Below are 21,017 nucleotides of genomic sequence, written 5' to 3'. Positions count from 1 at the left end.
GACGTGGTTAAGCTGGCTTGACACGTTGCGCCGGCTTTGCGCCGTGCGACTGCAGCGCTTCTGCCTGTTTCATGATCCAACAGCACGCCGCGCAGGATGTCGTTTTTGCCTTGGGATTGGCCACGACAAGCCAATTGCGATAATTCACTTTTCCTTTCAAACAGCGCGATGCCATCGGAACAATCGACTGGCACCCCGTGATTCTGCGTGCGCATGATGAATCGCCATCGACGACGGATGGCCGGGGCTTCCAATCCCGAATGAGTTGAGTTGTTTACGCTTGTCAGCCGGCGCCACCACCTCGGGGGTGGCGCCGGCTGGCAATCCGTCTGCTGCGTTACGGCGGGCGGTGCGTGGGGGCCTCGCGCCCACCGGCTTCTCAACTCACCGGTATTGGAAACCACGCATCGTCCGCCACCCCCTGCGGTGGCGCCTCTCTTGCACCCGAGGTTGCCCACATGCCCGTTCCTGACTATCCCTATCTGACCGCCACGCTGGGCGACGCCGCCGAACGCCTGCCCCCCGAGCTTGCGCAGCCGTTGGAAGCCGCGTTCGCCGCCACCGTCGATGTGCCGGACCCGATTACGTTGCAGGGCTGCCTGCAGCGCATCCGCAACGGCGATGGTGCCGACGGCCAGCCATGGCGCAGTCCAGCGCTGACACCCGGCCAGGGCATGGCCATGGCACGCGCCGACCGCGCCGCTGCCGGGCTGACCACCTTGCTGGAAATATTCCACGCTGCCGAGCGCGTGCGGGTCGATGGAGAAGACCGGCAGCAGATCGGCGACGGAACGCGCGAAGGGCTGCTGCTGGCGTGCCGGGGATTGGCGGAGTATGTGGAGCTGCAGCTGCATGCGGCGTAGGCACACAGACACTAGCCGGCCCCATGCAACAAAAGGGCCAATGGAGATTGTCGGGAGATGGTGCCGCTTATCCGAATCGAACGGATGACCTACTGTTTACAAGACAGTTGCTCTACCAACTGAGCTAAAGCGGCACGGGGTGAAACGCCTACGGCAGCGCCGTGGTTGGGGAATTCTAGCGCAGTCGCGTGCATTCCAGCGACCGTTGCTGCGCGGCACCGCTGCGCTGCTGCGCCTGGGCCGGTTCACTGCCGGTGGCCAGCTGCCCTTCCAGCCACCATTGGCCGGCATCGCCGCTGGCCACCAGACGTGGCTGGAAGCCGGCGGCCTGCACCGCGGCCATGCGCCGTTCGGCGCCCTCGCGGTTGCGGTACTGGCCCAGCGCAATGGCGTTGGTCTCGTCGCCCTGGCTGATGATGTAGTAGTCGCTCAGCCCGGCAGCGACGATGCGCTTGACCGTGGCCTGCGCGTCATCGCGGCTGGCGGCGGCGGGCAGCAGCACGCGGTAACGGGCGCTGCCGCTGGCGGCGGGCTGCTCGCGCAGGCGCACCTGGCTCAACAGGTTGCCCGCACGGCTCTGCGCAGCGGTGGCAGCGGCGCGGTCGGCGAACGGGCCCAGCGCCAGGCAGCGCGGCGGTGCTGCAGGGCCTGCGGGTTTCTCGGCCACCGGTTCCGGCGCTGGCTTGGCGACGGCGGCCACCGGCTCAGGCGCCTTCACTGGTTCGGCGGGCTTGCTGGGTGCTGCAGGTGTCGCCGCTGCCGGTGCGGGTGCAGCGGCCACTGCGGTAGCCGGCGCTGCCTCACGCTCCACCAGTGCTTCAGTGGGTGCCGCTGCCGAGGCCTGCGCGGCCACAGCCGCATCGGTGCCACCGGGCAACCAGCGCAGCTCGGCCACGCCGGTCGGGGGCGGTGGCAACGGCGCGCGCGCGGGTTCATCGCGCAACAGCCACCAGGTGGCAACACCAAGATTGAGGATCGCCAGCACGACGATCAGGGCACGGGTCAGCATGCGCCGATACTAGCCTGCGGGCTGGTGCACCGCCCAGCGGGCGAGGCCATCCAGCACCAGCGAGGGGTGATAGTCGGCGCCGTCCAGCAGCGGCATCAGCGCGGGTGCGCCACCGCCATGCACCAGCAGCGACGGCATGACGCCCAGCAGCGCCTGTGCCTGGCGGGCGCTGCGTTCAACCAGCGCCACGGCGGCACCATCGCAGCCGGAGGCCAGCGCGTCGGCGGTGTCGTTGGCGAATTCGCTGTAGTCACCGCCGCTGGCCGGCAGCTGCACCGCGCGCGCGTGCAGCGCCTCGCGCATGGTGGTAGGCGAGGCGGAAATGCGTCCGCCGTGATGCTGGCCGTTGGCATCCAGCAGGTCGATGGTCAACGCGGTGCCGACACCGACCACCAGCACCGGCCGCTGTGCCTTGGCGGCAGCCAGCAGCGCCAGGAAGCGGTCGACACCGAATTTTTCCGGCTTGGCGTAGGCAATGCGTACACCCGCACACTGGGCGCTGGTGCGCACCACATGCACGTGCTCGAAGCGGCGCTGCAGCTGATCCAGCATCGCGCTGGTCAGCGACGGCGCGGCGACGCTGGCCACAAACGCGGTGCCGCCACTGGGCAGGCTGTGCGGCGGTTGCCCGGCCATGCCTTCGGCGCCATGCGCCCAGGCCTGCACGTCACCGGCACGGTCACCCTGCAACGGCGCGAACTTGAAGCGCGAATTGCCCAGATCGAACAACCAGTCGCTCATGCTTTTCTCACACTGACTTCGCCGGCATGCAGCAGGCGCTCGCGGCCATCGATACGCACGCGCAACGCGCCATCGTCAGCCAAGCCGAGCGCGGTACCGTGCTGCCATTCGCCATCCAGCTGCACGCGCACTTCGCGCCCGGCCAGCATGTCGAACGCTGCATAGCGCGGCAGGAACGGTGCCAGCCCTTCGCGATCGAACGCTTCCAGCGCCGGCAGCAGGCGTGCCAGCACCGCGGCCACCACCGTGTTGCGATCCACCGATGCGCCGGCCAGCGTGTCCAGGTCCACCCATGGCTGGGTGATCTGTTCGGCGAACGCCGGCGGCATGTGCACGTTGATGCCGATGCCGATCACTGCACGCGCCGGGCCGGCGTATTCGCCACCACCCTCGGCCAGCAGGCCCACCAGCTTGCGGCCATCGACCAGCACGTCGTTCGGCCACTTCAGCTGCGCCTGCGTGTAGCCCAGGTCGTGCAGGGCTTCGGCCACGGCGACGCCGGCGACCAGGCTCAGCCCGGCCAAGCGGCCGAGCCCACCCTCGAACAGGCGCAGCACCGACAGATACACATGCGCGGCCAGCGGCGACGCCCAGGTGCGCCCGCGACGGCCACGGCCGCCGGTCTGGCGCTCGGCCAACAGGACGCTGACACCGCGCTGGGGCGCGCTGCAGCGCAGCAATTCGGCGTTGGTGGAATCCACCGTCCAGACCACCTGCAGGTCGTGCAACAGTGTTGCGGCCTCCTTGGGCAGGCCGGCGCGGATGGCTCCGGCTTCCAGCAGGTCGACCGGCCGGGTCAGCCCGTAACCCTCGCCTGCACGCCCTTCAACCTCAACGCCGGCGGCCCTAAGCCCTTGAATACGCTTCCAAATGGCGGCCCGGGTCTGGCCCAGCTCACGGGCCAGGGCGTCGCCGGACAGGCGACCGGCAGCGAGTTTGGCCAGCAATTGGCGATCGTCCACGGCAGCTTCCACAAGGTCAGGACGGAATTATGCGGGAAACCCGCCAGCGACGCCCGCCAGCCCCGGTTCCGGCGGGCTTCCAATCTGGCGCCGGGTTCGGGCTAGAATCGGGAACTCACCTTCCCTTAACGTGGATGTCGTCAATGCGCCGTTATGCCCATTGCCTGATCCTGCTGACGATGCCCTTTGCGGCGTCTGCAACAGCAGCGCTTGATGACAGCCGTGGCGCCTGCGTCTACTCGGCCAGCGATGCAGCCTCGCAGCGCACACCGACCAACACGCCGACAGCGACGGCCGCCAAGCCGGCACCGGTACGTCCGGCCGCCGCGACCAGCAGCGGCGGTGGCGGCGACGACGATGTACTGCAGCGCATCCGTGCGCCGAAGTGGCACAGCTACCTGCCGGGTATGTTCCGCTGATCAAGTCGTTGCTGCAGTGGTTGCGGCCCGCGCCGCGACCGATCGAAGACGCACACTGGAACGATGCCTGCCACCGCGCAGCGTGGTTGCGCGGCCTGGACGACGAACGGCATGCACGCCTGCGCGCGCTGACCACGCGTTTCCTGCATGAGAAAACCATCTCCCCGATCGGCGACCTGCAGCTGCAGCCGGCCGATGGCGTGCTGCTGGCCGCACTGTGCTGCCTGCCGCTGCTGGAGTTCGGCGAGGTGGGGCTGGAAGGCTGGTCGCAGCTGATCGTCTACCCCGATGCGTTCCGCGTGCATCGCAGCCACATGGATGCCGCCGGGGTACTGCACGAGTGGGATGACGAGCTGATCGGCGAGTCGTGGGACAGCGGTCCGCTGATTCTTTCGTGGGCCGATGTGCAGGCCGATCTGGCGGCACCGCATGAGGGTTACTGCGTGGCCGTGCATGAGATGGTGCACAAGCTGGATGCGCTCGACGGTGCGATGGACGGCACGCCACCGTTGCCGCGTGCGTGGCAACGCGAGTGGGCAGCTGACTTCCAGAGATCGTACGACGCGTTCTGTGCGCAGGTGGATGCCGGCGTGGAAACACTGATCGATCCGTATGCGGCAGAGGCGCCGGAAGAGTTCTTCGCGGTGGCCAGTGAGTACCACTTCTCTGCGCCGGACCTGCTGTCCGAAGCGTTGCCGGAGGTGGCTGCGCATCTCAGGCGGTTCTACGGCGAGCCGCCGAGGATAGAAATACGGTAGCGCCGGCCGCTGGCCGGAAACCTGGCAATGCCATCGAAGATCATGAGGTTGCCGGCCAGCGGCCGGCACTACCGAGTGCGGAGGCTTACGGCCCCGGCGGCAGCCGCACTTCGAAACGGGCGCCGCCCAGTTCGCTGGAGCGGGACACCTGCAGCTCGCCGCGGTAGTCCTTGATCAGGTCCTGCACGATCGACAGGCCGATGCCGTGGCCCTGTACGCGCTCATCGCCGCGCACGCCACGCTGCAGCACCTTGCCGATGTCCTCCGGAGCAATACCCGGGCCATCGTCATCCACCGCCAGCAGCAGACCGGCGCGACGCGCATTCGGCGCCGGCAACGGCTGCGCGGTCAGCAGCACGCGGCGCTTGGCCCACTTGAACGCGTTCTCCAGCAGGTTGCCCAGCAGTTCCTGCAGGTCACCCGGTTCGCCGTGGAAGCGCGCGGCCGGGTCGATGTCGAATTCGCACAGTACGCCCTTGGACGCATAGACCTTCTCCAGGCCGCGCACGATCTCCTCGGCGTTGGATTCGATCGGCAGCGGTGCCGAGAACAGCTTGTGGCCCGACGAGGCCGCGCGTGCCAGCTGGTAGGACACCAGGTTGTTCATGCGCTGCAGCTGCACGTCCAGCTCTTCGCGCAGGGCGCCATCGCCGGCGCCGCTGTCCATCTGCGTACGCAGCACCGCAATTGGCGTCTTCAGGCTGTGCGCCAGGTCGGCCAGGGTATTGCGCTGGCGTTCGAGGTTCTCACGCTCGCCCTCGATGAAGGCATTGATGCTGTCGGTCAACGGCTCCAGCTCGCGCGGGTGTCGTTCGCTCATGCGCTCGGTCTCGCCGCGCTGGACCTTGGTCAGTTCGGTAATCACCCGCCGCAACGGGCGCAGGCTCCACTGCAGGATGACCGTCTGCAGCAGCAGCAGGATCAGGCCGATGCCGCCCAGGTAGAACCAGACCCGGCTGCGGAACACGCGCAGCTGCGCACCCAACGCACGCGAGTCTTCCATCACGTAGATGGTGTACGGGAATTCGGTGGCCGGGTCGGCGTCGGCATCCCACACCAGGCCCAGGCCGTAGCGATACACCGAGCCCTGGCTGCCGTCGATCTGGATCATCGGCAGCGGGCCTTCGAAGACTTCCTGGCGCGGGGCCAGCAGGCCACCGCCGACCGTGGGCAGCATCGGGCCTTCGGCGGACATCGAATTGCCCTTGCCGTCGGGCATGACGACCTGGAGGTACAGGCCGCTGCCGGGCACGTCGAAACGCGGATCCGGCGGCTGCTCGCGGATGTACAGCGAGCGGTCGCGGGTGAAGTCGATGCCGGCCGCATAGGCGGTGGCATAGTTCTTCAGGCGCTCGCGCAGGTTCGCCTTCGCCGTATCGGCGAAGGCGGCATCAAGCGCGTAACCGGCCAGGGCCAGGAACGCGACCAGACCCACGGACGCGGCGAACATCTGGCGCGCCTGCAGAGAGCGCGGCCGCCAGCGTCGGAAGAACCACAGACGGCCGGACATCGTTTATCGCCTGCTGAAGGCCTCAGCCCTCGTTGCGCGGAATCGCGAAACGGTAGCCACGACCGCGCACGGTCTCGATCGGCTTCAGTTCGCCATCCGGGTCCAGCTTCTTGCGCAGGCGGCCAATGAACACTTCCAGCACGTTCGAATCACGATCGAAGTCCTGCTGGTAGATGTGCTCGGTGAGGTCGGCCTTGGAGACCAGTTCTCCGGCATGCATCATCAGGTACTCCAGCACCTTGTACTCGTAGCTGGTGAGGTCGACATTGCTGCCGGCCACGCTGACGGTCTGCGCTGCCAGATCCAAAGCAACCGGGCCGCATTCCAGGGTCGGCTTGCTCCAGCCTGCGGCGCGGCGCAGCAGCGCGTTGACGCGGGCCAGCAGCTCTTCCACATGGAACGGCTTGACCAGGTAATCGTCGGCGCCCTGCTTCAGGCCCTCGACCTTGTCCTGCCAGCTCGAACGCGCGGTCAGGATCAGCACCGGGAACTTCTTGCCTTCGTCGCGCAGGGCCTTGATCAGCTCCATGCCCGACATCTTGGGCAGGCCAAGGTCGATGATGCCGACGTCGAACGGCACTTCGCGGCCCATGTACAGGCCTTCTTCGCCGTCCTGCGCTGCATCGACGGCAAAACCTTCGCGCTTGAGCCGGGCTGCCAGGGTCTCACGCAGCGGGGCTTCGTCTTCGACCAGAAGGATACGCATGAACTCTCCCTAGTGTGCTGGGTGCGGCCCGGAGGCCTGTGGGTACGGGTTGATAGCGACAACTATCCCTGTTCAGGGGTTATCGCCGCGTAGTGATGACATATCCGACCGCGGCGTGCGCGGCTGTGAACGTGCCGGGGCGGGGTCGTCCATGTAGCGGACCCGACCGCGGTCGTCCATGTATTTGACCCGGTTGATGTCACGACCATCGAACGGCACACGCTCGGCGCCCAGGATGTGGCCACCGGTGGTGCGCTGCACGCGGCGCACGGCATCGGACAGCGAGCGCTCGTTGCTGGCGCCACGGCCTCCACGCTCCATCATTTCTGCGCGCCCCTGTTCCCGCTGCGGGTCCTGCGCCAGCGCCGAAGACAGCGGGGCAGCCGCCAGGACCACGCAGGTGGCCAGGGCAATACAGCGGTGGAAGGGAGCGGAAGACATCGATGCGATCCTAGCCGAGCACGGCGATTCGTTCAAAAGTCGTAAATCCGGGCACCGGAATGGAACCCGGCGTTTTACAAATCTTTTGCAAATTCTTGGTTTCGGGCAGTGAATCCGGTCTGAACTTTTCCAGATGCTCCAGACCGTTGTTCAGCTAAGTGAACATTCGGGACGAAACGGCCGCCCTTGTCAAGTCAGGAATGTGACTGACGTCACGCAGCGGCACGGTCGGCTTCGCGTTCGGTGACTGCCAGCGCCTGCTCGATCAACGTCCAGTCGGCACCGGGACGATGGGCGCCCTCGCTCAGCACCTGGCGGAATGCGCGGCCACCGGGCTGTCCGTGGAACAGGCCGAGGATGTGGCGGGTGATGTGCTTCAGGGCCAGGCCCTCGCCCAGGCGGGCGTCGATGTACGGGCGCAGAGCGCGCAGCAGCTCACCGCGCGCACGCAGCGGCGCGCCGGTCTGCAGCGCTTCCAGCTGATGCAGCAGGTAGGGATCGTGGTAGGCCGCGCGGCCCAGCATCACGCCATCGACGTGCGCGGCCTGCGCCTGCACAGCCTCGATGCTGGCCAAGCCGCCGTTGAGCACCACCGGCAGTGCCGGGCGCTCCTGCTTCAGCCGGTAGGCCCAGTCGTACTTCAACGGCGGAACCTCGCGGTTCTCCTTCGGCGACAGGCCCTTCAGCCAGGCATTGCGGGCGTGCACCACTACCATCGCGGCGCCGGCCTCAACCTGGCGGTCGACGAAGCTGGCGAATACGTCGTAGTTGTCGTCCTCGTCCACGCCCAGGCGGCATTTCACCGTCACCGGGATGTCAACCGCCTCGACCATGGCCGACACGCATTCGGCCACCAGCACCGGCTCGCGCATCAGGCAGGCACCGAAGCGCCCGGCCTGCACGCGGTCGGACGGGCAGCCGCAGTTGAGGTTGACCTCGTCGTAGCCCCAATCGGCGGCGATGCGCGCGGCCTGCGCCAGCAGGGCCGGATCGCTGCCACCGAGCTGCAGTGCCAGCGGTTGTTCGCTGGCATCGAAACCGAGCAGGCGCTGGCGATCGCCATGGATGACCGCATTGGCGTGCACCATTTCGGTGTACAGCCGCACACCCGGTGCCAGCAGGCGGTGGAACACCCGGCAATGGCGGTCGGTCCAGTCCATCATCGGGGCGACGGACAGACGCAGGGAATCAGCGTAACGGGCGGTGGCGGACGTCATCGGGCGGTTGATCGTGGAGACTGGCATTGCCAGTGAGATCAATAGTTTACACCGGGCGGATGAATGGCGACGGGCAGCCGGGTTGCAGGCCGGGTTGCCGCTGCCGCCGTTGCGTGGGGATACTCGGCACGCGAGTTCCTGTTGCACCGCGCCTGTTGGAAGGGAAGCCACAATGAAACCGACTGCATCCTCGCTGGCGGGCTCTGGCCTCGCCTGCCTCACCCTGCTGGCGGGACTGGCCCTGGGCAGTGGTTGCAGCAGCGTCCGCGACGCACGCCTCACCGAAATCAGGCCGGGCCCACGATGCGACTTCACCGAAGGCGCCACCTTCGACAACCGGCCGGCCTACCTGTCGGCGGGGCAGGAAAATGCACCCATCGGTGCGCTTTCCAGGCTCTTTGGCGACTACAACAAGGACATCCACCAGGTCACGATCCACCAGGAGGCGAGCCGGCTGGTGGCCCGCTTCCATGCCGCCGACGGCACCGGCATCGAGGCTGCAGGCAGCGCTTCCAGCAGGAGCTACAGCACCCAAGGAGAACAGCTGGTCATCAACCGGTGGTCATCGTGCAAACCGGGCGAGGCCGGCGCCGGCTGCGTCTGGTCGCGCGTGGAACTCTCCTGCACTGTGGAAAACGATCTGGTGGTGAAGCAGGTAGGCGGAGGCGCGGTCCTGCTGGCCCTGATCATCCCGATGGGCCAGCGCAGTACCCAGTTCGGGGTGTACCGGCGGGTCGGCCCTGCAGAGTGAATCCGCAGAAGGCCCCGGGTCGTTGGGCCCGGAGCCTTCGGCCACAGTGCAGCAGGCTTACAGGCCGCGGTTGCGCACCTGCTCCTGCTGCTGTTCCTGCACGCGCTGGTTGAACTGGACATCCAGTTCCTCGCTCTGGCGGGTGCTGGCCTCGACCGACTGCGACACGGCCTGTCGGCTGTCGACGAAGGTGCGCTGCGCGGCCGGGTCGCCGACATTGCCCTGCACGGCGAACAAGCCGCTGCCATCCGGGCGTGCGACCACATGATCGATCTGGTGCATGCCGGCGACCTTGCTTTCGTAGGCGAGCTGTCCAGCGGCGCGTTCGGTTTCCTGCGCGTTGGCGAACAGCGGGCACAGCCCGGCCTGCGCACGCTGCTGCTGCAGCTCCTGCAGTTTCTCCAGGGCCTGGTTGAAGCGCGGATTCTCGGCATGCGAAGGATCGCGCATGCTGGGCGCTGCCGGTGCGGTCGGTTCGGTGCGCGCCGGGGCGGCGGCGGTCTGCGCGCCGGCCTTCACTGCGGCCGGGTCGTCCAATCGGCCCAGGGTTTGGCGGCCAGCCTTGCCATCCTGCTCCAGGCCGTTGTTGGCCTGGAACTGCTTGACCGCCGCAAAGGTGTCCTTGCCGTAGATGCCATCGGTCGCCAGCGGCTTGCCGTCGGCGCCCACGTGGCCCAGTGCCGCCAGCTTGCCCTGCAGCGCTTTGACCTCGTCACCGCGTTCGCCCTTCACCAGCATGCCATCAGCCATCGGCGCCTGCTGCGTGGCACGTGCGGCCTGCGCGGCTTCGGGCCCCTGCGCGTGTACCTTGCCGCCGAGGGTGATGCGGTCGTTGAGCATGTCGCCGAGGTAGCGGCGGAACTGCGCTGGCTCTACTTCGATATGCGCGTGCACCGGTTTGCTGCCGGCGTTCGACTGCTGGATCAGCGGAGCGCCGTACTCGACGAAGTCACCGTTCTTGTAGGGCGACGTGCCAGCGGCGCCGTGCAGCACCTGGCCTACCAGCTCACGGCGCGGATCGCCGGCCGGGTGGCTGTAGAGGCTGATCGAATTGGTCGCGTCCTTGTTGAACTGCGCGTAGCCGGCCACCGGGTTCGGAATCATCACATCGCGACTGCCCAGGCGATCGGTGAGGATCAGGTCCTTGCGCACCAGCGGAATGTCATTCTTGTCCTCACGTGTGCGGATGTTCTCCATCTCGCCTTCGACCATGCCCGATTGGCGGTCGGCCTTGCGGGCATCGCCGGTGCGCACGGCTTCGGCATTGGTGTTGGGATGATGGATCTTCAGTTCGCGATAGGCCGTTTCGCCACTGATGCCGTGGGCCAGCGTGCGGTTGCTGGTGACATTGCCGTAGGGCTCGATCACCGTGATGCGGCCGCCACCGGGGGCGGCCGCCACCGGCGCACCATCCGTAGAGGGCGCCTTCGGCTCGTGGCGTTCCGGCGAGGGTACCGATGGCGGTGCCGGTGTCTGTGCGGGTGGGCGAACCCCGGCGTTCAGTGCAGACAGCGTGTCACGCCCCGCCTTGCCATCTTCTTCCAGCCCATGCGCCTTCTGGAACTGACGCACCGCGTGGTAGGTATCGCTGCCGAAATCGCCGTCGGGCTTCAGCACCTTGCCATCCACACCGGTGTAGCCGGCCTGCGCCAGCTTCTGCTGCAGCGCGAGCACTTCATTGCCGCGTTCGCCCTGCACCAGCACACCGTCGGCCATCGGTGCACGCGCCGGGCGCGCGGCGGACTGACGATGCGCCGGCTCGCCGAACGCCTGTTCGTAGGTCTTGCCCAGGTACGGCTGCGGGTCGTGGTTGATCCTGTCGTAGCGCGCCAGCGCAACCAGCTCGGACTTTTCATTGAGCGTGCGCTCGCGCAGCGAATCCCACTGCTTGGGCGAGCTCTCGAAATGGCGCTGGACGTTGGCGTGCTTGTAATCCTGCACGGCCCTGACAATCTGCTCGTCACTCAGCTCGGACAGCTTGTAATCATCACCATAGGCTTGTTTCAGGCCATTCTGGAATACACCACGGGTCATGTTGCGATACTGCACCGACGTGCTCCACAGCGCGTCCTGCACGGCAGGGCCGCGACCTTGCAGGTCCACGCCGACCTTCTTCAGGCGATCCATCTGCACGTCGTAATACTGGTGCTGGATGAAATCGTGCTGTTCCTGGGCGAAGCCCTTTTCGTCGCGTGCGGCCACCGCTTTCCAGCGCTCGCTGAAGGCTTCCGTCGCAGGCTTCAGGCCGTGGAACTGGTCCGCATAGCGGGACGACTTCAGGTACTCGTCCACCCCGCCAACGGCGCTGGCGAACTGGTAGCTGCCATAGGACACGCCGCCATGGTCACCCTTGCCCGAGGAAATCCAGCCTGGACCACGGTTGTCGGTTTCAAAACGGGCGGAGGTCTGGCCGCGATGCCAGTGTTCCATCGCCTTCCTTGCATCGGTCACTACATCCATGTCGAAGGACTCCTCTCAGTTGGCAATGCGGTGGATTGAGGTCACTTGCTCCGTGCAGCGGCCTGCAGCTGGTCAACGCGGTTGGCCACGCGGTTGATGCGGCACGACTGCGCGTCCAACCTCTGGCCCTGGCCATCGGTTTTGGGATCCCAGCGGCAATGGCGATTGGTGTCCGACCACCAGGCAGCCTGCGCATCCATCCAGTCATCCTTGGCCTTGCTGTCGGGACTTGCCACGACACCGGCGACGATCTCGGCCAAGCGGTCTTCCTGGTAACTCAACTCCTCGTCGCCACATGCCTGCAGGCGTGCTGTCACCGCTTCGCTGGCGTCCACGCAACGGGTGTACGTAGAACGCAGGTTGGCCTGGGTGTAGGAGGCATCGGGCAGCGGCGCGGGAAAGTCTTCGGCATCCGCGTCGGCATCGGCGGCTGCAGTTGCAGGCGTCGCGCTGGCCGGTGTCGATGTGGCTGCCGGTGTGGGCTCATCTGCACTGGCGGCAGCGGCAACCGTGGCGCTGTCGGCCGAAGGGGCCTGGCAGGCGCCCAGCAACAGGCACAGCACCAGCGCAATTCCGCGTCGGATTTCAAAGGCGGATCGATCAATGCGCGCAGGCGCGCTCAAGGCTTGCATTGCTTGCTTCTCCCTGGTGAGTCGCCGGGTGGGTCGGCAAAGAGGAGCCGTCCATCGGCCCCATCACGGTGAGGATGCTACGCCAGCGCAGAATGCCGATGCCTGACTGAATTCAGGTTTCAGCCGACATCAACGCCGCTCGCGCGCCTGCAGTTCCTCCGCGCGGTTGGCGTAGCGGTTGATGAGGCACGACTGCGCGTCCAGCGCCTGGCCCACGCTCTCTGTACCCGGGCTGCAGCGCTTGTCGGTGTCCTCGGCCCAAGTGGCCTGTTCGTCCATCCAGCGGTCCTTGGCCGGACCGTCGGGGCCGTTCATCAGGCGCGCCACTTCGGCCTGCAGCTGCGTCTGGTGGTAGGCCAGCTCGGTATCGCCGCAGGCCTGGATATGGTCGTTCATGCCACGGGCCTGCTGCACACAGCGGATGAATTCCGGTCGAAGCGTTGCCTGGGTGTAGGAGGTATCGGGCGGGCCGCTCTGCGCCAGCAATGCGTCGGCGCGGTTGGCCACACGGAACAGGCGGCACTCCTGTGCCTTCTGCAGGTCATCCACACCGGCATTGGCCGGAGCGGCGCAATGCCGATCGGTATCGCTGCGCCAGGTCGCCTGGGTAGCCAGGAACGCATGCTTGGCAGCACCGTCGAGCCCGGTCACGGCTTTGCTGGCACCTTCTTCCAGGCGCCCCTCCTGATAGGCCAGTTCATCCTTGCCGCAGGCCTGCAGCATGCCCGCATCCTCCACGCCATCCACGCACCAGCCATAAGCCGGGCGCAGGCGACCATCTGTGTAGGAGGCATCAGGGTACCCAGAGGAATCACCGGTCGCTGGGTTGGGGGCGGTTGCCGGCGATGCCGCGGCGAGCGGTGCCGGGGTGGCCGCCGCTTCGGCCGATGCAGGGGAAGAAGGTGCCTGGCACGCGGTGAGCGCCAGGCACAGGGCCAGCACCTTCCAGTACCGACGGCCGGAGACGATCTGTTCATTGCCCCGACGGGCATCCATTGCCTGCATCAGCCTGTATCTCCCTTGCGTGTCGCCAGCGGGTGCCGGCGGGGAGGGACCGTCCATCGGCCCCGATCACGGTGCAGATCCTACGACAGCGGCGGTTTCAGATGGCTGACTGAATTCAGCTTGCGCGGACGGCGTCGCAGAAACTGCCTGGCCAGTCCGAGGCATGGAGCCGCGAGCGCGCGGTCAATGCGCGCCGCCGCGCCCTCCCACCTGTTCGATCAGCGTCTGGCTGGCGGCGTTGAGGCCGACAACACTGACTTCGGCGCCGTGCGCGGCCAGCTTTTCCCCTGCGCGTTCCAGCGCGGCGACGGCGGTCAGGTCCCATAGATGGGCGTCGCGCAGGTCGATCTGTACCTTCGGCGCCACGTGCTGGTAGTCGAACGCCGCACCCAGCTGCCCGGCGGAGGCGAAGAACACCTGGCCGCGCACGCGGTAGACCTGCATGTCCGCAACGTCTTCGCGCTGCACGTCGAGCATGTGGCCGACCTTGCGGGCGAAGAACAGCGCCGACAGCAGCACGCCGCTGAGGACACCCTTGGCCAGATCATGGGTGGCCACGGTGACCACCACGGTCAACAGCATCACTGCCGAGGAGCTGCGCGGATGCGTGCGCAGGTCGCGCAACGAGCGCCAGCTGAAGGTGCCGATGCTGACCATGATCATCACCGCCACCAGTGCGGCCATCGGGATCTGCCGCACCAGGTCGCTGCCGTACACCACCAGCACCAGCAGCAGTACGCCAGCCACAAGGCAGGACAGGCGGCCTCGCCCACCGGAGGTCACGTTGATGACCGACTGGCCGATCATCGCGCAGCCGGCCATGCCACCGAGGAAACCGGTGACCGTGTTGGCCAGGCCCTGGCCGACGCACTCGCGGTTGCGCTCACTGGGCGTCTCGGTGATGTCTTCGACAATCTGCAGGGTCATCATCGATTCGAGCAGGCCGACCACCGCCAGCGTGGCCGACACGGGCAGCAGGATGCGCAGCGTTTCCCAGGTGAAGGGCACATCCGGGATGAGGAAGTACGGCAGGCTGTCGGGCAGCTGGCCCATGTCGCCCACCGTGCGCACATCGATGCCGAAGCCGATGACCACGGCGGTGAGCACGATGATCGCCACCAGAGGCGATGGCACGGCACGGGTGACGCGTGGCAGCAGGTAGATGATGGCCAGCGCGGCAGCACACAGTACGTAGACCGCAGGACCGCGACCGATCAGCTCGGGCATCTGGGCCAGGAAGATCAGGATGGCCAGCGCATTGACGAAGCCGGTGATGACCGAGCGCGAAACAAAACGCATCAGCGAGCCAAGCTTGAACAGGCCAGCCACTACCTGCAGCAGGCCGGCCAGGATGCTGGCGGCGAACAGGTACTGCAGGCCGTGATCACGAACGAGATCGACCATCACCAGCGCCATCGCACCGGTGGCGGCGGAGATCATGCCCGGACGGCCACCGGCGATGGCAGTGATCACCGCGATGGAGAACGCGGCGTACAGGCCGACCTTGGGATCGACGCCGGCGATAAGCGAGAAGGCGATTGCTTCGGGAATCAGCGCCAGGGCAACAACGGCGCCGGACAACAGATCACCACGGAGGTTGCCGAGCCATTGCTGGCGCAGGGGATAGGACGTTTGCATGGAAAAGCTCCGCGCACACGCGGGCGAGGCCACGTGGCGCTGCAGTGGAAAGACACGGATTCCTGAGCCGGATGGGCCGGCTGCCGATGGGCGGCAAGGGTCAGGGTGGCGTGATCACTGCAGTGTGTCGTCGGGTAGCGTGGGAGGGGCGGAGTTTACTGCAGCCGATGAGCCGGAGGTAGGCCAGACTGCGTGAAAGGCGGCGGAGCATGGCTCCGCTCTACAATGCTGCATGGTCATGGCCCCGCCCCGCTTCTTCGATCCACGCACCGAACAAGGCGTGCTGCGCCTGTCCATCGTCGGCTCGCTGCTGTTGGCTGCAGCTGCGGTGGTGTTCGGCCTGCTGGCCAATTCTTCGCTGATCATCTTCGACGGCATCTACGGCCTGATCGACGTGGTGATGACCTGGCTGTCGTTGCTGGTCGCGCGGCTGATCGCCCTGTCCACGCAGACCGATGCCGTGCAGTCGCGACTCAATCAGCGCTTCACCATGGGGTTCTGGCACCTGGAACCGATCGTGCTGGGAGTGAGCGGTACGTTGATGATCGGCGCAGCGCTGTATGCACTGGTCAATGCGGTCGATGCGCTGATGTCGGGCGGGCGCCAGATCGCGCTTGGTCCCGCGATCATCTTCGCGGCACTGTCGATCGTGGCCGAGAGCGCGCTGGCCTGGTTCGTGCTGCGTGCGAACCGGCGCATCGGCTCGGAATTCATCGCGCTGGATGCGAAGAACTGGGTAATTGCCGCGAGCATGTCGGCGTGTTACCTGGCGGCCTTCCTCGGCGGTGTGCTGGTGCGCGGTACATCGTTGGCCTGGGTCGGGCCGTACATCGATCCGGCCATCCTCGCCTTCGTCTGCGTGCTGGTGATGATCGCGCCACTGGGCACGGTCCGCCGCGCACTGGCCGGCATCCTGCTGGTCACCCCGCCGGAGCTGCAGGCGCACGTGGATGCGGTGGCGCGCGATATCGTCGCCCGACACGGCTTCGTCGAACACCGCAGCTATGTGGCGCAGGTCGGCCGTGGCGAACAGATCGAGCTGTTCTTCGTGGTGCGCGAGGACGACCCGCCGCGGCCCCTGCTGGAGTGGGATCACCTGCGCGACGAAATCGGCGATGCGCTGGGCGAATCCTCGCCGGACCGCTGGCTGACCATCATGTTCACCACTGACCGGGAATGGACGATCTAGGCCCGGCGGACGATCCGTCAAGTTTTGCAGACGAACTGTCACCCACCGTCTGCAGAATCCGGGCAAAGTAGGCTCCAACGCACCACCCACCCACTGACCAGGAGCATCCCGATGTCCATCGAAAAGGTTCTGTACACCGCCCAGGCCACCTCCACCGGCGGCCGTGAAGGCCGTTCCGTGTCCTCCGACAACGTGCTGGACATCCAGCTGTCGACCCCGCGCGAGCTGGGCGGCGCTGGCGGCCCCGGCACCAATCCGGAACAGCTGTTCGCGGCCGGCTATTCGGCCTGCTTCCTGGGCGCACTGAAGTTCGTCGCCGGCCAGGCCAAGGTCGCACTGCCGGCCGACACCACCGTGACCGGCAAGGTCGGCATCGGCCAGATCCCGACCGGTTTCGGCATCGAAGCCGAGCTGACCATCAACGTGCCGGGCGTGCCGCGCGAGCAGGTGGAAGAGCTGGTGCAGAAGGCGCACATCGTCTGCCCGTACTCCAACGCTACCCGCGGCAACATCGACGTGACGCTGATCGTTGCCTGATGCGCTGATGCCGGCCAGCGGCCGGCACTACCCGCGCGCGGGGCAAAAAAATGGGCGGATGCCGGTCGAAACCGTGCATCCGCCCATCCCACCTTCGTTGTCCCGCAAGGGGGCATGAGGTTGCCGGCCAGCGGCCGGCACTACCAGGTCACTTTTCGCTCGTGATGAGCTGCACGACGCTGGAGAAATCCAGCTTGCCGCGGCCCGCCTGGTGATTCATCGAGTACAGGTTGCGGGCCACTTCACCCAGCGGGATCGAGGCGCCGACACTCATCGCCGCTTCCACTGCCAGGCCCATGTCCTTCAGCATCAGATCGCTGCCGAAACCGCCGCTGTAGCCGCGCGACGCCGGTGCGTTTTCCAGCACGCCCGGCCACGGGTTGCACACTTCGGTAGCCCAGCTGCGGCCGGTGCTGACCGCCATCATCTGCGACAGCACCTTCGGGTCCAGCCCGTGCGCAACGCCCAGCGCGATGGCTTCGCCGGTGACGGCCATGATCACGCCCAGCGCCATGTTGTTGCACAGCTTGGCGACCTGGCCGGCGCCGCTGGCACCCACATGGAAGATGTTCTTGCCCATCGCCTGCAGCACGGGGCGGGCGCGTTCCAGCGCGTCCTCTTCACCGCCGACGATGAATGTCAGCGTGCCGGCCTGTGCGCCGGCAGTACCGCCTGATACCGGCGCGTCGATCATCTGCAGGCCACGTGCGGCGGCCGCTTCGGAAACCTTGCGCGCGCTGGCCGGGGCAATCGTGCTGCAGTCGATGACCAGCGCACCGGCGGGAATGGCGGCAAGGATGCCGTCGTCGCCCAGGTACACGCCTTCGACGTGGCGGCTGGCCGGCAGCATCGAGATCACCACTTCAGCGTCGGCAAGCGTCTCGCGTGCCGATGGCGCGGCGCTGGCGCCTGCATCGACAGCGGCCTGTACAGCAGCCGGCACCAGATCGAACACGCGCACGGTGCGGCCGTTCTTGACCAGATTGGCGGCCATCGGGCCACCCATGTTGCCCAACCCAATGAATGCAATGCGGCTCATGCCAGGCTCCTTTCAACGACAGGGGTGCCCAGGTCGGCCAGCGGATGCGCGGCATCGGCCCAGGGAGAAGCGAAGAACGTATCGGCCCATGCGCGGCTGGCATCGGCCAGCGTGGCCGGGGTCCACGACGGATTGCGATCCTTGTCGATCAGCAGCGCGCGGATGCCTTCGGCAAAATCGCCATGCGCAGCGCAATGCAGTGCCGTGATGTATTCCAGCCGGTACACGCTCGCCAGGTCCTGGCCGGCGCTGCGGCGCTGCAGTTCGAAGGCCAGCCGTGCCGAACCCGGCGCACCGGCGGCGAGCGTCTTCTGTGCGGCCTGCAGCCAGGCATCATCGGTCTGCAGGGTGCTGATGCGTTCGACGATGGCGGTAAGGTCATCGCCTTCGCACAGCGCATCGACCTGCGCGGCATTGGCCAACAGCGGGCCGGTAGCTGCATCGCTGGCGAACGACAGCAGCAGCTGTGACAGGCGCTCGTGGTTGCGTGCGGCATCGGCCGACCACGCGACCTGCAGCAGCGCATCGAACACCGCGCTGCGGCGTTCCTCGGCCACGTGCACGTCGGCCAGGCCGGCATAGATCGCATCGCCGGGGTTGAGCAGCGCACCGGTCAGGGCCAGGAACAGGCCACCGTTGCCCGGCACGCGCGGCAGCAGCCAGCTGCCACCCACGTCAGGGAACAGGCCGACAGTGATTTCCGGGAAGGCGAGCTTGGAACGCTCGCTGACCACGCGATGGCTGGCGCCGGACATCAGGCCGATGCCGCCGCCCATCACGATGCCATGGCCCCAGCACAGGATCGGCTTGGCGTAGGTATGGATCAGGTAGTCGACGCGGTACTCGACGTCGAAGAACTCGGCGGCGTAGTCGTTCCCGCGGATATCACTTTGGCCGGCGTCGCGGTAGGCACGCATGCTCTGGTACAGGCTGTGCAGGTCACCGCCGGCGCAGAACGCCTTCTCACCGGCGCCCTGCAGCACCACCATGGCGATGGCATCGTCGTCGGCCCAGGCATTCAACTGCTTCAGCAGCAGGTGTGCCATCGGCAGCGAGAAGCCATTGAGCGTGCGCGGTGCGTTCAGCGTGGCGATGCCGATGCGCGTGCCATTGCTGGCCACGCGCTCTTCGAACAGCACCGGTGCGTCATCGGCAGCGGTGTCGATACTCATGCGTTTTTCCACTGCGCGGCGCGCTTTTCAAGGAAGGCACTCACGCCCTCGACCTGGTCGGCGGTGTCGAACAGATCGACGAAGGCCTCGCGCTCGGCCACCAGCGCCGACGCATGGGTGCCGGTGCGCGTGGACTGCACCAACGTCTTGCAGGCGGCAATGCTGGTCGGGCTCTGCTTGCCGGCCTTCTTCGCCCATTCCAGTGCCAGCGCCTTGGCTTCGCCCTTGCCGACCTTTTCTTCGGCCAGGCCAATGCGCAGTGCGGTCTCGGCGTTGATGCGCTCGCCCAGCAGGATCATGCGCTTGGCCCAGCCCTCGCCGACCAGGCGCGGCAGGTTCTGGGTGCCACCGGCGCACGGCAGCAGGCCGACGGTGGCCTCCGGCAGCGCGACCTGGGCATGGTCTTCGATGATCCGCAGGTCACAGGCCAGCGCGCATTCCAGGCCGCCGCCCATGGCATAGCCGTTGATCGCGGCGATCGACACGCCACGGAAACCGGACAGCGCCTCGAAGGCTTCGCCGAAGCGGCGTGCCGCTTCGCGTGCGGCAGCCTTGTCGCCGGAAGCGAACTGGTTGAGGTCGGCACCCGCGGAGAAGAACTTCTCGCCATCACCGGTGATCACCAGCGCGTAGATGTCGCGGTCTGCGTTGAGCGCGCCCACCAGGTCGCGCAGCGCCGACAGGCTGTGCACGGTCCAGGTATGCGCCGGCGGGTTGTGCAGGGTGACGACGGCGGTGTGGCCATCGGCCTCGACCTTCAGGCCCACGTGTTCCTGGGTACGCCAATCCTTCATCGCAGTTCCTCTTCGGTGTTGAGCAGGTGACGGGCAACGATCACCCGCATGATCTCGTTGGTGCCTTCCAGGATCTGGTGCACACGCGAATCGCGCAGCAGGCGTTCGATCGGGTATTCGCGGATGTAGCCGTAGCCGCCGTGGATCTGCAGCGCTTCATTGCAGACGTTGAAACCGGCATCGGTGGCGAAGCGCTTGGCCATCGCACACCACACATTGGCATCGCTGGCACCGGCGTCGAGCTTGCGCGCAGCCGAATGCACCATCTGCCGGGCGGCCACCAGTTCGATGGCCATGTCGGCCAGCTTGAACTGCAGCGCCTGGAAATCAGCCAGCGCCTTGCCGAACTGGCGGCGCTCGCCCATGTAGCGGCGTGCGGCATCCAGCGCGCCCTGCGCAGCACCCAGCGAGCACGCGGCGATGTTGATGCGGCCGCCATCGAGCCCCTTCATCGCCAGCTTGAAGCCGCCACCTTCCTCTCCCAGAAGGTGGCTGACCGGTACGCGGACGTTTTCGAAGGTGATGCCGCGGGTGGGCTGGCTGTTCCAGCCCATCTTCTCTTCCTTGCGGCCATAGCTGATGCCCGGCAGGTCGGCCGGCACCGCGATCGCGCTGACCCCGCCTGCACCGGCACCGCCGGTACGTGCCATCACCACCAGCAGCTCGGTGGCACCGGCGCCGGAAATGAAGGCCTTGGAGCCATTCAACACGTAGAACTCGCCATCGCGCACGGCGGTGGTCTTCAGCGAGGCTGCATCCGAACCGGCGCCCGGCTCGGTCAGGCAGTACGAGGCCAGCTTGCTGCCCGAAGACAGGTCATTGCCCCAGGCATCACGCAGGGCCGGTTGGCCCCACTTGGACACCATCCACGAGGCCATGTTGTGGATGCTGATGTAGGCCGCGGTCGACGGGTCGACGTTGGCGAGCTCCTCGATGACGACGGCGGCGTCCAGTCGGCTCAGGCCGCTGCCGCCCACTTCCGGGTCCATGTACAGACCGCAGAAGCCCAGTTCACCGGCCTTGGCGATCGCCTCGCGCGGAAAGATGCCCTCCGCATCCCATCGCGCGGCGTGCGGCGCCAGTTCGGCCTGTGCGAAGTCACGCGCCGCTTCGCGGTACGCCTGCTGCGCTTCTTCCTGTTCCGTCGTCATCGAGTGGCTCATGGCTGCTCCCT

Annotated in this window: 21 protein-coding genes and 1 tRNA gene; 6 read left to right on the top strand and 16 right to left on the bottom strand. The window is 66.8% G+C overall.

All coding sequences use genetic code 11. The annotated features are described in order from the left end of the window. Window positions 1-458: 458 nt before the first annotated feature. Window positions 459-863 (top strand): hypothetical protein, encoded by a 405-nt coding sequence (locus tag AB4Y98_RS06505; RefSeq protein ID WP_312110407.1) that lies wholly within the window; start codon window positions 459-461, stop codon window positions 861-863. 58 nt (window positions 864-921) lie between these two features. Here the strand turns inward: AB4Y98_RS06505 and AB4Y98_RS06500 are convergent. The 4 genes from AB4Y98_RS06500 to birA all read right to left on the bottom strand — a co-directional run bounded on the left by AB4Y98_RS06500 (window position 922) and on the right by birA (window position 3,575). Then, window positions 922-997 (bottom strand) — tRNA-Thr (locus AB4Y98_RS06500). A gap of 41 nt (window positions 998-1,038) precedes the next feature. After that, window positions 1,039-1,872, bottom strand: a complete 834-nt coding sequence (locus AB4Y98_RS06495; protein ID WP_105163274.1) for an SPOR domain-containing protein — start codon at window positions 1,870-1,872, stop codon at window positions 1,039-1,041. A 9-nt stretch (window positions 1,873-1,881) separates the two neighbouring features. Continuing rightward, entirely contained in the window at window positions 1,882-2,613 is a 732-nt protein-coding gene (locus AB4Y98_RS06490) for a type III pantothenate kinase (RefSeq protein WP_025878323.1), read from the bottom strand. Further along, window positions 2,610-3,575, bottom strand: coding sequence for a bifunctional biotin--[acetyl-CoA-carboxylase] ligase/biotin operon repressor BirA (gene birA / locus AB4Y98_RS06485; RefSeq protein ID WP_442244016.1), 966 nt, complete (start codon window positions 3,573-3,575; stop codon window positions 2,610-2,612). Before birA ends, AB4Y98_RS06490 begins: the two co-directional genes overlap by 4 nt. Window positions 3,576-3,718: 143 nt before the next feature. Between birA and AB4Y98_RS06480 the strand changes: the two genes are divergently transcribed. Together AB4Y98_RS06480 and AB4Y98_RS06475 are read left to right on the top strand one after the other, a co-directional pair. Then, the gene (locus AB4Y98_RS06480; RefSeq protein ID WP_088100739.1) at window positions 3,719-3,994 is read left to right on the top strand and encodes a hypothetical protein; all 276 of its coding nucleotides are present in this window, start codon (window positions 3,719-3,721) and stop codon (window positions 3,992-3,994) included. Next, window positions 3,961-4,752, top strand: coding sequence for a zinc-dependent peptidase (locus AB4Y98_RS06475; protein WP_428704076.1), 792 nt, complete (start codon window positions 3,961-3,963; stop codon window positions 4,750-4,752). Before AB4Y98_RS06480 ends, AB4Y98_RS06475 begins: the two co-directional genes overlap by 34 nt. Window positions 4,753-4,837: 85 nt before the next feature. Here AB4Y98_RS06475 and AB4Y98_RS06470 read toward each other — a convergent pair whose 3' ends face one another. The 4 genes from AB4Y98_RS06470 to dusA all read right to left on the bottom strand — a co-directional run bounded on the left by AB4Y98_RS06470 (window position 4,838) and on the right by dusA (window position 8,653). After that, on the bottom strand, window positions 4,838-6,262 hold the full coding sequence (locus AB4Y98_RS06470; protein WP_032978238.1) for an ATP-binding protein: 1,425 nt from the start codon (window positions 6,260-6,262) through the stop codon (window positions 4,838-4,840). 22 nt (window positions 6,263-6,284) lie between these two features. Then, window positions 6,285-6,968, bottom strand: a complete 684-nt coding sequence (locus tag AB4Y98_RS06465; protein WP_004136763.1) for a response regulator transcription factor — start codon at window positions 6,966-6,968, stop codon at window positions 6,285-6,287. 72 nt (window positions 6,969-7,040) lie between these two features. Then, window positions 7,041-7,409 carry a hypothetical protein gene (locus AB4Y98_RS06460; protein ID WP_025878314.1) on the bottom strand — a complete coding sequence of 123 codons (369 nt, stop codon included), beginning with the start codon at window positions 7,407-7,409 and terminating at the stop codon, window positions 7,041-7,043. A 212-nt stretch (window positions 7,410-7,621) separates the two neighbouring features. Further along, window positions 7,622-8,653, bottom strand: a complete 1,032-nt coding sequence (gene dusA / locus AB4Y98_RS06455) for a tRNA dihydrouridine(20/20a) synthase DusA (RefSeq protein WP_312787151.1) — start codon at window positions 8,651-8,653, stop codon at window positions 7,622-7,624. A 145-nt stretch (window positions 8,654-8,798) separates the two neighbouring features. Here dusA and AB4Y98_RS06450 point away from each other — a divergent pair, with 145 nt between their 5' ends. Continuing rightward, window positions 8,799-9,377, top strand: a complete 579-nt coding sequence (locus AB4Y98_RS06450; protein ID WP_442244015.1) for a hypothetical protein — start codon at window positions 8,799-8,801, stop codon at window positions 9,375-9,377. A gap of 57 nt (window positions 9,378-9,434) precedes the next feature. Here AB4Y98_RS06450 and AB4Y98_RS06445 read toward each other — a convergent pair whose 3' ends face one another. The 4 genes from AB4Y98_RS06445 to AB4Y98_RS06430 all read right to left on the bottom strand — a co-directional run bounded on the left by AB4Y98_RS06445 (window position 9,435) and on the right by AB4Y98_RS06430 (window position 15,112). Further along, window positions 9,435-11,837: a peptidoglycan-binding protein gene (locus AB4Y98_RS06445; RefSeq protein WP_442244014.1), complete on the bottom strand. Its 2,403-nt coding sequence runs from the start codon at window positions 11,835-11,837 to the stop codon at window positions 9,435-9,437. A 41-nt stretch (window positions 11,838-11,878) separates the two neighbouring features. Next, the gene (locus AB4Y98_RS06440; protein ID WP_442244013.1) at window positions 11,879-12,469 is read right to left on the bottom strand and encodes a lysozyme inhibitor LprI family protein; all 591 of its coding nucleotides are present in this window, start codon (window positions 12,467-12,469) and stop codon (window positions 11,879-11,881) included. Between the two features lie 129 nt (window positions 12,470-12,598). Further along, entirely contained in the window at window positions 12,599-13,465 is an 867-nt protein-coding gene (locus AB4Y98_RS06435; protein WP_442244012.1) for a lysozyme inhibitor LprI family protein, read from the bottom strand. Window positions 13,466-13,657: 192 nt separating this feature from the next. After that, window positions 13,658-15,112 carry a SulP family inorganic anion transporter gene (locus tag AB4Y98_RS06430; RefSeq protein ID WP_442244011.1) on the bottom strand — a complete coding sequence of 485 codons (1,455 nt, stop codon included), beginning with the start codon at window positions 15,110-15,112 and terminating at the stop codon, window positions 13,658-13,660. Window positions 15,113-15,350: 238 nt separating this feature from the next. On the opposite strand from AB4Y98_RS06430, the gene AB4Y98_RS06425 reads away from it, so the two are divergent. Further along, the gene (locus tag AB4Y98_RS06425; RefSeq protein ID WP_442244010.1) at window positions 15,351-16,301 is read left to right on the top strand and encodes a cation diffusion facilitator family transporter; all 951 of its coding nucleotides are present in this window, start codon (window positions 15,351-15,353) and stop codon (window positions 16,299-16,301) included. A 111-nt stretch (window positions 16,302-16,412) separates the two neighbouring features. Next, a complete protein-coding gene (locus AB4Y98_RS06420; protein ID WP_004153735.1) occupies window positions 16,413-16,838 on the top strand; it encodes an organic hydroperoxide resistance protein in 426 nt (141 codons plus the stop codon). Between the two features lie 148 nt (window positions 16,839-16,986). Here the strand turns inward: AB4Y98_RS06420 and mmsB are convergent, their stop codons facing one another. Genes mmsB through AB4Y98_RS06400 form a run of 4 tightly spaced genes read right to left on the bottom strand, consistent with a single transcriptional unit; the run spans window position 16,987 to window position 21,006 of the window. Beyond that, window positions 16,987-17,877 carry a 3-hydroxyisobutyrate dehydrogenase gene (gene mmsB, locus AB4Y98_RS06415; RefSeq protein WP_442244009.1) on the bottom strand — a complete coding sequence of 297 codons (891 nt, stop codon included), beginning with the start codon at window positions 17,875-17,877 and terminating at the stop codon, window positions 16,987-16,989. Next, window positions 17,874-19,049 carry an enoyl-CoA hydratase/isomerase family protein gene (locus AB4Y98_RS06410; RefSeq protein ID WP_442244008.1) on the bottom strand — a complete coding sequence of 392 codons (1,176 nt, stop codon included), beginning with the start codon at window positions 19,047-19,049 and terminating at the stop codon, window positions 17,874-17,876. The genes mmsB and AB4Y98_RS06410 overlap by 4 nt, the downstream gene beginning before the upstream one ends. Further along, window positions 19,046-19,843, bottom strand: a complete 798-nt coding sequence (locus tag AB4Y98_RS06405) for an enoyl-CoA hydratase (RefSeq protein WP_136639106.1) — start codon at window positions 19,841-19,843, stop codon at window positions 19,046-19,048. Before AB4Y98_RS06405 ends, AB4Y98_RS06410 begins: the two co-directional genes overlap by 4 nt. After that, window positions 19,840-21,006, bottom strand: coding sequence for an acyl-CoA dehydrogenase family protein (locus tag AB4Y98_RS06400; RefSeq protein ID WP_442244007.1), 1,167 nt, complete (start codon window positions 21,004-21,006; stop codon window positions 19,840-19,842). The genes AB4Y98_RS06405 and AB4Y98_RS06400 overlap by 4 nt, the downstream gene beginning before the upstream one ends. Window positions 21,007-21,017: the final 11 nt, after the last annotated feature.

The organism is Stenotrophomonas sp. 2YAF26 (assembly GCF_052114625.1).
Taxonomy (GTDB): Bacteria; Pseudomonadota; Gammaproteobacteria; order Xanthomonadales; family Xanthomonadaceae; genus Stenotrophomonas; species Stenotrophomonas indicatrix.
The sequence above is the reverse complement of the archived record's forward strand: the minus strand, read 5'-3'. Positions and strand labels throughout refer to the sequence as shown.